The sequence below is a fragment of the Nonomuraea sp. NPDC051941 genome (genome assembly GCF_044593615.1).
Genome location: NZ_JBIUCF010000050.1, coordinates 67,398 through 81,061, shown reverse-complemented (window position 1 = coordinate 81,061; position 13,664 = coordinate 67,398). Strand labels below are relative to the sequence as shown.

General features: G+C 67.9%; 14 protein-coding genes. 8 read left to right on the top strand and 6 right to left on the bottom strand.

Annotation, left to right across the window (positions count from 1 at the left end; translation table 11 throughout):
* Positions 1-42: 42 nt before the first annotated feature.
* Positions 43-825, top strand: a complete 783-nt coding sequence (locus ACIHFD_RS53565) for an SDR family NAD(P)-dependent oxidoreductase (protein ID WP_397373498.1) — start codon at positions 43-45, stop codon at positions 823-825.
* A gap of 39 nt (positions 826-864) precedes the next feature.
* On the opposite strand, the gene ACIHFD_RS53560 is transcribed toward ACIHFD_RS53565, so the two are convergent.
* Positions 865-1,281, bottom strand: coding sequence for a VOC family protein (locus ACIHFD_RS53560; protein ID WP_397373470.1), 417 nt, complete (start codon positions 1,279-1,281; stop codon positions 865-867).
* A 44-nt stretch (positions 1,282-1,325) separates the two neighbouring features.
* On the opposite strand from ACIHFD_RS53560, the gene ACIHFD_RS53555 reads away from it, so the two are divergent.
* From ACIHFD_RS53555 to ACIHFD_RS53525, 7 genes are all read left to right on the top strand, one after another.
* Positions 1,326-1,772, top strand: a complete 447-nt coding sequence (locus ACIHFD_RS53555) for a MarR family winged helix-turn-helix transcriptional regulator (RefSeq protein WP_364244386.1) — start codon at positions 1,326-1,328, stop codon at positions 1,770-1,772.
* A 109-nt stretch (positions 1,773-1,881) separates the two neighbouring features.
* Positions 1,882-3,036 carry an ABC transporter ATP-binding protein gene (locus ACIHFD_RS53550; RefSeq protein ID WP_355191198.1) on the top strand — a complete coding sequence of 385 codons (1,155 nt, stop codon included), beginning with the start codon at positions 1,882-1,884 and terminating at the stop codon, positions 3,034-3,036.
* Positions 3,029-4,123, top strand: a complete 1,095-nt coding sequence (locus ACIHFD_RS53545; RefSeq protein ID WP_355191196.1) for an ABC transporter ATP-binding protein — start codon at positions 3,029-3,031, stop codon at positions 4,121-4,123. Before ACIHFD_RS53550 ends, ACIHFD_RS53545 begins: the two co-directional genes overlap by 8 nt.
* Entirely contained in the window at positions 4,120-5,016 is an 897-nt protein-coding gene (locus ACIHFD_RS53540; RefSeq protein WP_364244379.1) for a sugar ABC transporter permease, read from the top strand. Before ACIHFD_RS53545 ends, ACIHFD_RS53540 begins: the two co-directional genes overlap by 4 nt.
* Before the next feature lie 73 nt (positions 5,017-5,089).
* Positions 5,090-5,842 (top strand): carbohydrate ABC transporter permease, encoded by a 753-nt coding sequence (locus ACIHFD_RS53535; RefSeq protein WP_378525702.1) that lies wholly within the window; start codon positions 5,090-5,092, stop codon positions 5,840-5,842.
* 2 nt (positions 5,843-5,844) lie between these two features.
* Positions 5,845-6,120: a DUF2160 family membrane protein gene (locus ACIHFD_RS53530; RefSeq protein ID WP_350728620.1), complete on the top strand. Its 276-nt coding sequence runs from the start codon at positions 5,845-5,847 to the stop codon at positions 6,118-6,120.
* A gap of 18 nt (positions 6,121-6,138) precedes the next feature.
* Positions 6,139-7,908, top strand: coding sequence for an ABC transporter substrate-binding protein (locus ACIHFD_RS53525; RefSeq protein ID WP_350728619.1), 1,770 nt, complete (start codon positions 6,139-6,141; stop codon positions 7,906-7,908).
* A 116-nt stretch (positions 7,909-8,024) separates the two neighbouring features.
* On the opposite strand, the gene ACIHFD_RS53520 is transcribed toward ACIHFD_RS53525, so the two are convergent.
* Genes ACIHFD_RS53520 through ACIHFD_RS53500 form a run of 5 tightly spaced genes read right to left on the bottom strand, consistent with a single transcriptional unit; the run spans position 8,025 to position 13,487 of the window.
* Positions 8,025-9,062, bottom strand: coding sequence for a dienelactone hydrolase family protein (locus ACIHFD_RS53520; protein ID WP_397373469.1), 1,038 nt, complete (start codon positions 9,060-9,062; stop codon positions 8,025-8,027).
* Positions 9,052-10,332, bottom strand: coding sequence for a Gfo/Idh/MocA family protein (locus ACIHFD_RS53515; protein ID WP_397373468.1), 1,281 nt, complete (start codon positions 10,330-10,332; stop codon positions 9,052-9,054). The genes ACIHFD_RS53520 and ACIHFD_RS53515 overlap by 11 nt, the downstream gene beginning before the upstream one ends.
* Positions 10,333-10,341: 9 nt before the next feature.
* Positions 10,342-11,625 carry an extracellular solute-binding protein gene (locus tag ACIHFD_RS53510; protein ID WP_355191186.1) on the bottom strand — a complete coding sequence of 428 codons (1,284 nt, stop codon included), beginning with the start codon at positions 11,623-11,625 and terminating at the stop codon, positions 10,342-10,344.
* Positions 11,626-11,671: 46 nt separating this feature from the next.
* Entirely contained in the window at positions 11,672-12,538 is an 867-nt protein-coding gene (locus ACIHFD_RS53505) for a carbohydrate ABC transporter permease (RefSeq protein WP_350728615.1), read from the bottom strand.
* Positions 12,522-13,487, bottom strand: a complete 966-nt coding sequence (locus ACIHFD_RS53500) for a carbohydrate ABC transporter permease (protein WP_397373467.1) — start codon at positions 13,485-13,487, stop codon at positions 12,522-12,524. Before ACIHFD_RS53500 ends, ACIHFD_RS53505 begins: the two co-directional genes overlap by 17 nt.
* Positions 13,488-13,664: the final 177 nt, after the last annotated feature.

Below are 13,664 nucleotides of genomic sequence, written 5' to 3'. Positions count from 1 at the left end.
TCCCGGCGTGACCTGCGGCACCTGATCACCGACAATGACATGGTGCGCATCGATCTCAGCGGCAAGACCGCGCTGGTCACCGGCTCGACGCAAGGCATCGGGGCGGCCATCGCCGAAGGGCTGGTGATGGCGGGGGCCCGCGTAGGGATCAACGGCCGCACCGCCAACTCCGTCGCGATGGCGATGGAGCAGATCGGTGTCGGCGACCTGATCGAGGCTCCAGGCGACGTGACCTCGGACGAGGGCTGCGCGGCGGTGCTGGACGCGCTGCCGCAGGTGGACATCCTGGTCAACAACCTGGGGATCTTCGGGGCCAGGCCCGCGCTCGAGATCGACGACGCCGAGTGGCGGCGCTACTTCGAGGTCAACGTGCTGGCCGCGGTCCGGCTCACCCGTACGTACCTGCCAGGCATGATCGAGCGCGACTGGGGGCGGATCCAGTACATCGCCAGCGACTCCGCCGTGGCCATCCCCGTCGAGATGATCCACTACGGCATGACGAAGACCGCGCTGCTGGGCGTCTCCCGGGGCTTCGCCAAGGCGGCGGCGGGCACGGGGGTGACGGTCAACTCGGTGCTCGCCGGGCCGACGCACACCGGGGGCGTGGAGGAGTTCGTCTACCAGCTCGTGGACAAGGACCTGCCGTGGGAGGAGGCGCAGCGGGCGTTCATGCGGGAGCACCGGCCGCAGTCGCTGCTGCAGCGCCTGATCGAGCCCGAGGAGATCGCGAACATGGTCGTCTACCTCAGCTCGCCCTTCGCCTCCGCGACCACGGGCGGCGCGGTGCGGGTGGACGGCGGCTACGTGGACTCGATCCTCCCGTGAAGACCTCCTCCGAAGATCTCCCCTGAAGATCTTCCATGATCAGTACGACTGGAGCTCGATGAGGTTGCCCTCCGGGTCGCGCAGGTGCGCGGTCCGCAGGGTGGGCGCCCAGTCGGGACGGTACTGGGGCGGGGCGACGACCGTGGCGCCGTGGCGGGTCAGGCAGTCGGCGGCCGCGTCGACGTCGTCCACCTTCATGACCAGCATGGCCGTGTCCTGAGCCGTGTTCTGAGCCGTGTCCTGAGCAGCCTGGGGCAGGTCCGCGGTGCCGACGGCGGCCGCGAGCCGGTCCCGGCCGAACAGGACCAGCCCGGCCTGCCCCTCGATGTCCCAGTTGGCGTATCCGGGCAGGACCTTCACCGGCTCGACGCCGAGCAGCTCGCGCAGCACGGCCTGGTAGAAGGCGGCACTGGCCGGGAAGTCACGCACCAGCAGGCGGGGGTAGAGCGCGTCCATCGGAGGGCCTCCAGCGAAAAATAGTGGGTAACTACCAATTATTGGTGACAACCTACACTAAGGGCATGGACCTGCCGCCCACCCTGCTCGCGATCACGACCTTCGTCCTGCACAAGGTCGGGGTGGGGAGCCGCCGCGCCGTGGCGGCCCGGCTGGCGGACGAGGCCGGGCTGAGCCTGTGGCAGTTCGCCGTGCTGGCCACCCTGGCCGACTCCGGACCCGCCGCCCAGCGCGAGATCGGCGGCCGGCTGGGGCTCGATCCGAGCGACATGGTGCGCCTGATGGACGAGCTGATCGGCGCGGGGCTGGCCGAACGCGACCGCGACCCGGCCGACCGGCGGCGCTACCGGGTCTCGCTGACGCCCGCGGGCCGCGACGCGCTGGAGCGGGGGCGGGCGCTGGTGGAGCGCGTGGAACGGGAGACGCTGGCGCCGCTGACGGCGGACGAGCGGGAGCGACTCCACGAGCTGATCACGAAAATCTTCAGATAACGGCGATGAGCAGGGAAAAAGCCGCCGGAGTGATAGGCCCGGCCGTTCACGGCTGTCCCGACATCGAATCGTGATTACTCATCCGTCACATTCTGCACAGTAACACCACATGCCCTCTTTGCACACAGTTACAGATCATGTTAGATGGAGGCGAGCAGAGAGGACCGGCACAGTGACGCTGATTCTCGATGGCGTCTTCGTACGGCAGCGCGGGGAGACCTGGCTTGACGACGTTCGCCTGGAATTATCCAACGGAATGACCACACTCGTCGGCCCGATGACCGCGGGAAAAACGACATTGATGCGCGTCGCCGCCGGACTGTTACCGCCGGATTCGGGCCGCGTCGTGGTCGACGGAAAAGACGTCACCGCGATTTCGGTGCGGAAACGCTCGGTCGCCTTCGTCTATCAGCAATTCATCAATTACCCGTCCCTGACCGTCCACGAGAACATCGCCTCTCCCCTCCGCCTCGACCCGAAGTTCCGGGGCGCGGGGATCGACCGCCGGGTGCGCGAGGTCGCCGAGCTCATGGGCATCGCGGGGCTCCTCGACCGCCGCCCCGCCGAGCTGTCGGGCGGCCAGCAGCAGCGCACCGCCATCGCCCGGGCGCTGGCCCGCCCCGTGGACCTGCTGCTGCTCGACGAGCCGCTGGCCAACCTGGACTTCAAGCTCCGCGAGCAGTTACGCGCCGACCTGAAGACCATGTTCGCCGACTCCCCCGGCGTGGTCCTCTACTCCACGGCCGACCCGAACGAGGCGCTGACGTTCGCCGCCCCGACCGTGGTCCTGGGCGAGGGCAGGATCCAGCACGTCGGCGACGTGGCCGAGATGTACGCGCACCCGCCGACGCTGGCCGTGGCCGCCACGCTCAGCGATCCCCCGCTCAACCTGCTGCCCGGCGTCGTACGCGACGGCCGGATCGAGGTCCTGGGCACGTCGTTCCCCGCGCCCCGCGCGCACGCGTCGGGCCGCGAGGTCATGCTCGGCATCCGTCCCCACCAGGTGAGCATCGAGCGCGCCGGACCGGGGGCGCTGGAGCTGCCCGCCGAGATCAGGCTGGCCGAGGTGACCGGCAGCGCGACGTTCGTGCACCTCCTCCTGCAGGGGAGCGTGCACCTGGTCGCGCACCTGACGGGCACCCGGCTGTTCACGCCCGGCGAGTCCGCGGTCGCGTACGTGGACCCGGCCCACGTCTTCGTCTTCGACGAGGACGGCGGGCGCCTGCTCGCCACCAGCGCCGCGGAGGTCGACCTGCATGGCTGACATCCGTCTGGAAGGCGTGGGCCACAGCTACGACGGCGGCGAGACCTGGGCGCTCAAGCCGATGACCTGGACCTGGCAGAGCTCCCGGGCGTACGCGCTGCTCGGCCCGAGCGGCTGCGGCAAGACCACACTCCTGAACATCATCTCCGGCCTGCTCACCCCCACGGTGGGCCGGATCTTCTTCGACGACCGCGACGTCACCGACGTGCCCACCTCGGGCCGCAACATCGCGCAGGTCTTCCAGTTCCCGGTCCTGTACGAGGAGATGTCGGTCTACGACAACCTCGCCTTCCCCCTCCGGAACCGGAAATATCCGAAGAAGGAGATCGACGAGCGGGTCCGCCAGGTCTCCCGGCTCCTCGGCCTCGACCACCTGCTCGGCCGCAGGTCGCGCCGCCTGGACGCGGGCCGCCAGCAGATCGTCAGCCTGGGCCGCGGCCTGGTGCGCTCCCAGGTGGCGGCGGTGCTGCTGGACGAACCGCTCACCGTGGTCGACCCGGCGCTGAAGTGGACGCTGCGCAGCAAGCTCAAAGAGATCCACCGCGACACCGGCCACACGCTCGTCTACGTCACGCACGACCAGACGGAGGCGCTGACGTTCGCCGACGAAGTCGTGGTGCTCAACGACGGGGCGATCGTGCAGGCAGGCGAGCCGGCCGAACTGTTCCTGTCGCCGGCGCACGAGTTCGTGGGGCACTTCATCGGCTCGCCCGGCATGAACATGCTGCCGGCCGAGATCGTCGGCGACGTCGTACGCGTCGGTCAGGCGGACGTCGGCCAGGTCTCCGGTGAGCTGCCTCCCGGGCCGGTCAGGATCGGGGTGCGCCCCGAGTTCGTCGAGATCACCGGCGCGGGCCGGTCGCCGGGCGTGCCGGCCACGGTGACCGGGATCGACCGGATGGGCGCGTACGACCTGGTCCACGCCAGGGTCGGCGAGCACCCGATGATCGCCAGGACCGAGGCGGGATCGCCCTACCGGCCCGACTCGGTCGAGTTCCTCCACTTCCCCGCGGACCGGACGTTCCTGTTCCGGGACGAGGTCAGGTGCGGCTCCCTCGCGCCCTTGAACGGAAGGGGTACGGCGTGACCGAGGTCCAGGAGGAGCCGCGGGCCGCGGACCTGAAGCGGAAGGACAACCGGGCCTGGTTGCTGGTGCTGCCGGTGGTCGTGTCGGTGGCGTTCACCGCCGTGATCCCGCTGATGACCGTGGTCAACTTCTCCGTGCAGGACGTCTTCAACCCCAATGACCGGATCTTCGTGGGCCTGGACTGGTTCCGCTCGATCTCGCGCGACCCTGAGGTGCGCTCGGCGTTCGTGCGGACGCTGCTGTTCTCGGCGCAGGTGCTGCTGCTGGAGATCCCGCTCGGGGTGGCGCTCGCGGTGGTGATGCCGCGCCGCGGCTTCTGGGTGTCGGTGGCGCTGGTGCTGGTCGCGCTGCCGCTGCTCATCCCGTGGAACGTGGTGGGCACGATCTGGCAGATCTTCGCCCGCGGCGACATCGGGCTGGGCGGCTGGACGATCAACAACGTCCTCGGGATCAACTTCAACTACACGCTGGACTCCACGGACGCCTGGATCACGGTCCTGGTCATGGACATCTGGCACTGGACACCGCTGGTGGCGCTGCTGGCCTACGCGGGCCTGCGCTCGATCCCGGAGCCGTACTTCCAGGCCGCGCAGATCGACGGCGCGTCGGCGTGGGCCACGTTCCGGCACATCCAGCTGCCCAGGCTGCGCGGGGTGCTGACGATCGCGATCCTCCTCAGGTTCATGGACAGCTTCATGATCTACACCGAGCCGTTCGTGGTGACGGGCGGCGGCCCGGGGAACGCCACCTCGTTCCTCAGCATCCTGCTGTCGAAGATCGCGGTCGGGCAGTTCGACCTGGGCCCGGCGGGCGCGTTCTCGCTGCTCTACTTCCTGATCGTGCAGATCCTCTGCTACGTCTTCTTCACCGTGCTGACCAGGTCGGGGAGGTGACCCGATGGCCAGGCGCACCGAGCGGCGACTGCCCTGGGCACGGACGGTCTTCTGGCTGTACGTGGCCACGCTGATGCTGCCGCTGCTGTGGATGTTCGGCATGTCGATCCGGCCGAACGAGGACATCCTCGGCAGTTTCTCGCTCATCCCGCAGCGCGTGACGTTCGACAACTACGCCACTTTCTTCTCCGACTCCTCCTGGTATTCGAGCTATCTGAACTCCATCATCTACACCTCGATGAACGCGGTGATGTCGCTCGTCGTGGCGCTGCCGGCGGCGTACGCGTTCTCGCGGTTCCGTTTCGCCGGGGACAAGCATCTGTTCTTCTGGCTCCTGACGAACCGCATGGCGCCGCCGGCGGTGTTCCTGCTGCCGTTCTTCCAGATTTACCAGAGTGTCGGGCTCTTCGACACGCACCTCGGCGTCGCCATCGCGCACATGCTCTTCAACGTGCCGCTCGCCGTGTGGATACTCGAGGGCTTCATGTCGGGAATTCCCCGGGAAATAGACGAGACCGCGGCGATCGACGGCTATTCGCTGCCGCGTTTCTTCATTCGTATATTCCTGCCGATGATCCGGTCCGCGATCGGCGTGACGCTGTTCTTCTGCTTCATGTTCAGCTGGGTCGAGCTGCTGATCGCCAGGACGATCACCTCGGTGAACGCCAAACCGATCGCCGCCACGATGACGCGGACGGTGAGCGCGGCAGGCGTGGACTGGGCGCTGCTGGCGACGGCGGGCGTGCTCACCATCGTGCCCGGCGCGATCGTCATCTGGTTCGTCCGCAACTACATAGCCAAGGGATTCACCATGGGGAGGGTCTAGGGATGCTGGAGTGGATGGTCTGGACCGTCCCGACGGCCCTGGTGTTCGCCGGGCTCGCCCTGCTGCTGGTCGTCATGGCGGTCTGGGCCCGCGTCTCCCCTCCCGTGGCCAGGCGCGGCTTCCTGCGCATCGAGACCGACCGTGGCGACCGGCTCTACATCGGCCTGATCAGCGCGGCCGTCGTGCTGGCCGGCTGGATAGCTGTCACCGACCTGTCCATGTGGCTCGCACTCGGTTGCGCGCTGCTGGTGGCGGTCGTGATCGGGATATGGGGCTAACAGAGGAGGAGCCGAGCGATGAGGCATCGGGCAGGCAGGTCCGCGGCGGTAGGTCTGGCCGCGCTCGTCCTGGTAGTGGCCGGCTGCACGCAGGGCGCGAAGAAGCCCACGAGTGATTTCAAGGAGTCCGACGGCAAGGCCGCGGCGCAGCGGTGGGTGACGGAGGAGTTCACGCCGAGCACCCTGTCCAAGGACCAGCAGCTGGCGGAGATGGACTGGTTCATCAAGGCCGCGGCGCCGTACCGGGGCATGCAGATCAACGTGGTCTCCGAGACGATCACCACCCACGAGTACGAGTCTCAGACACTGGCCAAGGCGTTCACCGAGATCACCGGGATCAAGATCAAGCACGATCTGATCCAGGAGGGTGACGTCATCGAGAAGCTGCAGACCCAGATCCAGGGCAACCAGAACATCTACGACGCGTACGTCAACGACTCCGACCTCATCGGCACCCACTCGCGCGGCGACTACGTCTTCCCGCTGTCCGACTACATGGCGGGCGAGGGCAAGAACGTCACCTCGCCCACGCTCGACCTGGACGACTTCATCGGCATCAGCTTCACCACCGGCCCCGACAAGAAGATCTACCAGCTCCCCGACCAGCAGTTCGCGAACCTGTACTGGTTCCGCTACGACTGGTTCACCGACCCGGAGATCAAGAAGCAGTTCAAGGCCGCGTACGGCTACGACCTGGGCGTCCCGGTCAACTGGGCGGCCTACGAGGACATCGCCGACTTCTTCACCAACAAGATCAACGGCAACGGGACCATCGACGGCAAGAAGGTCTACGGCCACATGGACTACGGCAGGAAGGACCCGTCGCTGGGCTGGCGCTTCACCGACGCCTGGCTGTCCATGGCGGGCAACGGCGACCCCGGCATCCCCAACGGCCTGCCGGTGGACGAATGGGGCATCAGAGTCGAGAACTGCCGCCCGGTCGGCTCATCGGTCACCCGCGGCGGCGACGTCAACGGCCCCGCGGCGGTCTACGCGCTCACCAAGTACGTGGACTGGCTGAAGAAGTACGCGCCCCGGGAGGCCGCGGGCATGAACTTCAGCGAGGCGGGCCCGGTCCCGGCGCAGGGCAACATCGCCCAGCAGGTCTTCTGGTACACCTCGTTCACGGCCGACATGACCAAGCCGGGCCTGCCGGTCGTCAACAGCGACGGCACACCCAAGTGGCGCATCGCGCCGAGCCCGCACGGCGCCTACTGGAAGCAGGGCAACAAGCTCGGCTACCAGGACGCCGGCTCGTGGACGCTGCTCAAGAACACGCCGCAGGACCGCCGGGCCGCGGCCTGGCTGTACGCGCAGTTCGTCACGTCGAAGTCGGTGTCGCTGAAGAAGTCGATCAAGGGCCTGACGTTCATCCGCGACTCCGACATCCGCAGCGACTTCTTCTCCGAGAACTCCAAGAAGTACGGCGGGCTCATCGAGTTCTACGCCTCGCCGGCCCGCAAGCAGTGGACCCCGACCGGGACGAACGTTCCCGACTATCCCAAGCTCGCCCAGCTCTGGTGGCAGAACGTGGCCACCGCGGTGACCGGTGAGACGACCGCCCAGCAGTCGATGGACAACCTGGCCAAGCAGCAGGACGAGATCCTGGCCCGGCTGGAGCGGCGCGGCTACGGCGGCAACTGCGCGCCGAAGCTGAACCCGGAGCGGCCCGCCCAGTACTGGCTCGACCAGCCGGGCGCGCCCGCGCCGAAGCTGGCCGACGAGCGGGGCAAGCCGGAGACGCTCGACTACGACAAGCTCATCGCCACCTGGAAGTCGGGGAACTAACCGCTGAGATGGATCCGCAGCGAAGCGAGGACATCCATCTCAGACCGCCGAGTTGGCTCGGCCAATGAACGCAGAGCGCCGCCGCCCGGGGGCAGGTCCCGGGCGGCGGCATTCTCCTAGGCCTTCAACCGCTGAGCCAGCCAGTCGAAGGCCTGCTCCTGCCTGGTCACGTCGAAGCTGTGGGGCACGTCTGCCCACACCGCCTCGTAGGCGTCAGGAGCCTCGCGATAACGTTCCTCGATCATGGTGTGCGCCCGGCGCATGCCCGGCTCGGGGAAGAGCTCGTCGCGCAGGGCGTACTGGACCATGAGCGGCTCGGGCGCGCGGGCGGCCACCAGGTCGGGCCAGTCGCCCAGGCGCGGCAGCCCCGGCGGCCAGAGCATCCAGGTGTGCTTCTCGACGTACCCGTCGATCATGTCGCGGTAGGAGGAGACCATCGCGGCGACCACGACGGCCCGCATGTCAGGGTCGAACGCGCCGAGCAGCGCGGCCCGCAGGCCGCCGCCGGAGAGCCCGACGCATCCGACGGTGCCCACGTCGGGCCTCGATCGGAGGTACGCCGCCGCGGCCAGGTCCTCGCCCGCCGCCACGCCCGCGAAGGACGTGCCGAGCGCGGCACAGTACTTGGCGACCACGTGCTCGTGATCCCTGGCCGCCGCGTCGTAAGGGCCGGGCTCGTCGACGCCGAGCGGGAAGCGGCGGCTGCCCCAGGTGAGCACGTCGGGGGCCAGCACCACGAACCCGCGCCGGGCCAGCTCGTTGGCGTACGCGCGACCGCCGTAGAGCCGCTCGCGGACCCGCTGGACCTCGAGGGATGGCCCAGGGGAAGGCACGGAGGGGCCGTCGGCGATCTTCTCCTTGCCCACCCACTTCATCCCGCCGTGGCAGTGCAGCGCCACGACCCCGGGCAGCGGCCCGGCCGCGTCCCTGGGACGCAGGAGGTAGGCGTGGGTGCGCGGCCCGAACCCCACCGACCAGGAGAGCTCCTCCCCGGCGAGGTCACCGTCCGTCCACGAGCGCTCGACCCGCACGTCACCGGCGGCCAGGTCGAGCACCCCCATCGCGGCACGCGCAGCCCGCCGCAGCTCGGGCCCCGGAAGAGACGGGTACGGCCCGAGTTGCGCGGCGGCGACCTCGGCCAGCTCAGCGAACACGCGTGCCGTCGTCCACCAGGTGCACCGGCTCGCCGGTCGCGGCCGACACGTTGGCCGAGTGGCCGGTCAGCACGCTGCGGATCCCGTCGCGGTAGCCGGCCTGCCGGGCCAGCGGGTCGTCGCCGGGGCCGCGGAAGACGTCGTTCAGCAGTAGCCGGTCGCCGCCGCCGTGGCCGCCGGCGCCGCTCTCGATCGGCACCTCCTCCGCCTCGCTCCAGTGGCGGTGCAGGGTGAGCTTCTCCCAGGAGTCGGCCTTGTGCTTCTTGGAGGCGGAGCTCGGGTCGATGGCCGCGTGCGGCGGGGTCCACGCCCGCTCGACGACCTCCAGCTCCAGCCGCCCGCCCGTGCCGTTGAACGCCACCCGGTAGCCCTCGGCGGGCGCGTAGGCGTTCAGCGCGTAGGTGAGCACGGCGCCGTTGGTGTAGCGGACCATCACCGACATGGTGTCGTCGATGGTGATCCCGTCGCCGAAGACGTCCTGGTCGCGGAGGTAGCCGTCCTCGTGCTCGGCGTCCAGGTAGAGCCGCTTGAGCCGGGGGTCCTTGGAGATGTCCAGGATGAACGGGTCCGTGCCGAGACCCGGGGCGCCCTGGCCCCGCACCGGACGGTCGGTGACGCCGCGCTCGCGGGCGTTCTCCGAGCCGTAGAAGCGCAGGTCGGCCTGGGCGAAGACGGTCTGCGGGGCGGCGGCCAGCCACCAGTTGACCAGGTCGAAGTGGTGGGTGGACTTGTGGACGAGCAGCCCGCCCGAGTTGATCCGCTCGCGGTGCCAGCGGCGGAAGTAGTCGGCGCCGTGGATGGTGTCGAGCGTCCACTCGAAGTGCACGGACGTCACCCGGCCGATCGCGCCCTCCTGCAGCAGGCGGCGCACGGCCGAGTTACGCGGCGAGTAGCGGTAGTTGAACGTGACGATCAGCTTGCCGCTGCTGCGCTCGGCCGCCTCGGCGATGGCCGCGCAGCCCTCGGCGTCGACGGTCAGCGGCTTCTCCACGATGACGTCGCGCCCGGCGTCGAGCGCCGCGCACACGTACCGGGCGTGGGTAGCGTCGACGGTGGTGACAATGACCGCGTCGGCGAGCTCGAGCACCTTGTCGAACTCATCGGGCGCGAAGCGCGGCACCTCGTGACCGATCCGCTCGACGTAGTAGTCCATGCGGGTCCGGTTCGTGTCGCACAGGGCGACGATGGTGCCGGCGTCGCGCCACTCCCCGAGCAGCGCGTCGACATACATCTGCGCACGATGCCCGAGCCCGACGAACGCGTACTTCATGTCTCTCCTTTAGCCTGCGATCGAGGCGTTGGCCTCGGTGATGAACTTCTGCGCGGCGTCGTCGGGGGTCATCCTGCCGAACAGGACCTCCTCGGAGTAGCGCGTGAGGATGTCTTCCATGGCGCTGGCGCCCTTCGGCGGAGCGGCCGGCGGGTCGGCCAGCTCACCCTTGACCTTGTCGAGGAACTCCAGCGTCTTCTTGTCCGTGGGCGGCAGCTTGTCCTTGACCGCCGCCAGCACCTTGGAGCTGGCCGGCAGGCCGCGGTCGCTGAGGATGATCCCGCCCGCCTCAGGGTCGTTGATCATGAAGTCGATGAACTTGGCGGCCTCGGCCGCGTGCTCGGACTTCGACGAGGCGGTGTAGAACATCGCGGGCTGCAGGAACATGCCGCCGGTGGTGGCGCCCGGCAGCTTCGGCATCCGGAGCAGGTCCACGTCCTTGCCGGACTTCTTGGCGATGCCGCCGAGCTGGTTGCTCCACCACATGCCCATCGCGCCGGTGCCGGTGGCCAGCAGCGACTGGTCCACGCTCTGGGCGCCGATCTCGGCGGTCTTGGCGGCGTCGGGCGAGCCCTTGGTCTTGATCAGGTTCTGGTGAGTGGCCCACCAGGCCTTGATCGTCTCGGGCGAGACGCCGATCTTGTTGCCGTTGTAGAAGGGCTCGCCCTTCTGCGCGGCGAAGATCTGGAGGTAGGCCGGGTTGAAGCTCTGCTGCGTGCCGTAGATCTTCCCGGCGCTCTTCTCGCTGACCTTCGACGCCAGGTTGACGTAGTCGTCCCACGTCCACTTGGTGTCGTCGGGGAGCTTCTGACCCGCGGCCTCCAGCTCGGTCGGGCTGACGACCAGGGAGAAGGCGTTGACGCCGGTGGGGATGGCGAACTGCTTGCCGTCGATGGCGCCGGTGGCCAGCACCTTGGGGTCGATGTCGCCGGTGTTGACCGAGCTGGCCAGGTCGGCCAGCGTGCCGCGGTCGGCGTACTCGCGCAGGCCGCGGATCTCGAGGGTGATGACGTCCGGCGCGTCACTGGCCGCGACCTTCGTGGACAGCGACTCGTAGTATGCCGCGAAGTCGGAGAACTCGCCCTCGACGTCGATGGTCGGGTTCTTGGCCTCGAACTTCTTGATCGCCTCTTCGGTCATCTGCTGTCGCGCGGCGCTACCCCAGTAGGAGAAGCGCAGCTTGACCTTGCCATCGGCGCTTTCGCCGCCGCTGCCGCTGCCGCAGGCCGCGGTGACCGCCAGCATCGCGGTGGCGAGCAATGCCGCCGACCACACCTTCTTGCCAGAGCTCACGGCTCTACCTCCTAGGGGTTTTCCTCTTGTTGGGGGGTGGATGGAGCTACTTCAGCCCCGTCGTGGCCACGCCACGGATCAGGTACTTCTGGCCGGCCAGGAAGAAGCCGAAGATGGGACCGAGCGCGATGATCGACATGGCGAACATGGGTCCCCATTGCGAGTCGCTGCTGGCGTCCAGGAACGTGCGCAGCGCGACCGGGACGGTGAAGTTGTCCGGGTTGTTGAGGTAAAGGAGCTGGCTGAGGAAGTCGTTCCACGTCCAGATGAACGTGAAGATCGCGGTCGTGGCCAGCGCGGGCAGGCAGAGCGGCATGACCACTCTGATGAAGATGCGCCAATAGCCCGCTCCGTCGATCTCGGCCGCCTCGTCCAGCTCCCTCGGCAGCGTACGGATGAACTGCACCATGAGGAAGACGAAGAACGCGTCCGTCGCCAGCACCTTGGGCATCACCAGCGGCCAGATCGTGTTGATCAGGTCGAGCTTCGAGAACATGATGTACTGCGGCACGATCACGACGTGGTGGGGCAGCATGATCGTGCCCAGCATGATGGCGAACCAGAGCTTCTTCAGCGGGAAGTTCAGCCGGGCGAAGGCGTAGGCCGCCAGCGAGCAGGCCACCAGGTTGGCCACCACGGACAGCGCGGTGACGACCGCGGAGTTCCACAGGTAGTAGCCGAAGGGGTGCTTCAGCGCCGTCCAGCCCTCGGTGTAGTTCTCGAACGTGACCTGGCTGGGCCACAGCCCCGGCTCCCGGAAGATCAGCTCCTCCGGCTTGAGCGAGCTGGAGATCATCCAGAGCAGCGGATAGAGCATGACCAGGCCGAAGCCGATCAGCAGGATGTGCTTGACCACCGGCCCGCCCTTGAGAGGGCGGAACAGCACCGGGAGCGGCCTACTTGGTGTCGCCATAGAAGACCCAATACTTAGACGCGAGGAAGTTCACTCCGGTCAGGGCGGCGATGATGAGCAGCAGGACCCACGCCATCGCCGCGGCGTAGCCCATGTCGTAGCTCTTGAACCCCTTCAGATAGAGGTAGAGCGTGTAGAAGAGGGTGGAGTCGGCCGGGCCGCCCTTGCCGTTGCTGACGATGAACGCCTGCGTGAACGACTGGAACGACTTGATGACCTCGAGCACGAGGTTGAAGAAGATGATCGGCGTCAGCAGCGGCAGCGTGATCGAGCGGAACTGGCGCAGCGTCCCGGCGCCGTCCACCGCCGCCGCCTCGTAATAGCTGCTGGGGATCTGGCGCAACCCGGCGAGGAAGATGATCATCGGGGCGCCGAACGTCCACACGTGCAGGAGGATCAGCGTGCCCAGCGCCGTGTCGGGGTCGCCGACCCAGCCGGGCCCCTGGATGCCGAAGATCGACAGCGCCGCGTTGACCAGGCCGTCGGCGCCGAAGACCTTGCGCCAGAGGATCGCGATCGCGACGCTGCCGCCCAGCAGCGAGGGCAGGTAGAAGATCGAGCGGTAGAACGACAGCCCGCGCAGCCCCCGGTCGAGCACCAGGGCCAGCCCCAGTGCGAAGGCCAGCTGCAGCGGGACCGACACGACCACGTAGATCGTGGTCACCTTCAGCGAGGACATGAACCTCTCGTCCTCGGTGAACATCTTGATGTAGTTGTCCAGCCCGACCCACTTGGCCTCCTTGAGGAGGCTGTAGTCGGTGAAGGACAGGTAGAGCGAGGCGATGATCGGGCCGACCGTGATGACAAGCAGGCCGACGAACCAGGGCGCCAGAAACAGGTAGGCGGCCCTGGCCTCGCGGCGGGCGCGCAGGGAGCGGGGTCCGCCTCCGCCGGCCTGCGTGGCCGGTTCGCGCGGGGCTCGGGTCTTCACCGCCACCGTGTCAGCCATGACGGAACTCATTCGTCATTCACGGACCTTCCGGCGAGATGTGAATGGATAGCGCTTTCCTATAGCTGGCGGGAAAGTTACGTCAACCCTTTGCAGACGTTACATAGCCGTTACCGATATATCGTTACGACGTTTTCCCAGGTAGAGAGCCTGCCCGTCCGAGAAGTCAGATGAATT

Coding starts and splice junctions, on each gene's coding strand:
- ACIHFD_RS53535 (WP_378525702.1), top strand. CDS start 5,090: ATGCTGCCGCTGCTGTGGATGTTCGGCATGTCGATCCGGCCGAACGAG.
- ACIHFD_RS53530 (WP_350728620.1), top strand. CDS start 5,845: ATGCTGGAGTGGATGGTCTGGACCGTCCCGACGGCCCTGGTGTTCGCC.
- ACIHFD_RS53550 (WP_355191198.1), top strand. CDS start 1,882: ATGCCCTCTTTGCACACAGTTACAGATCATGTTAGATGGAGGCGAGCA.
- ACIHFD_RS53505 (WP_350728615.1), bottom strand. CDS start 12,538: ATGGCGACACCAAGTAGGCCGCTCCCGGTGCTGTTCCGCCCTCTCAAG.
- ACIHFD_RS53515 (WP_397373468.1), bottom strand. CDS start 10,332: ATGAAGTACGCGTTCGTCGGGCTCGGGCATCGTGCGCAGATGTATGTC.
- ACIHFD_RS53525 (WP_350728619.1), top strand. CDS start 6,139: ATGAGGCATCGGGCAGGCAGGTCCGCGGCGGTAGGTCTGGCCGCGCTC.
- ACIHFD_RS53560 (WP_397373470.1), bottom strand. CDS start 1,281: ATGGACGCGCTCTACCCCCGCCTGCTGGTGCGTGACTTCCCGGCCAGT.
- ACIHFD_RS53500 (WP_397373467.1), bottom strand. CDS start 13,487: ATGGCTGACACGGTGGCGGTGAAGACCCGAGCCCCGCGCGAACCGGCC.
- ACIHFD_RS53545 (WP_355191196.1), top strand. CDS start 3,029: ATGGCTGACATCCGTCTGGAAGGCGTGGGCCACAGCTACGACGGCGGC.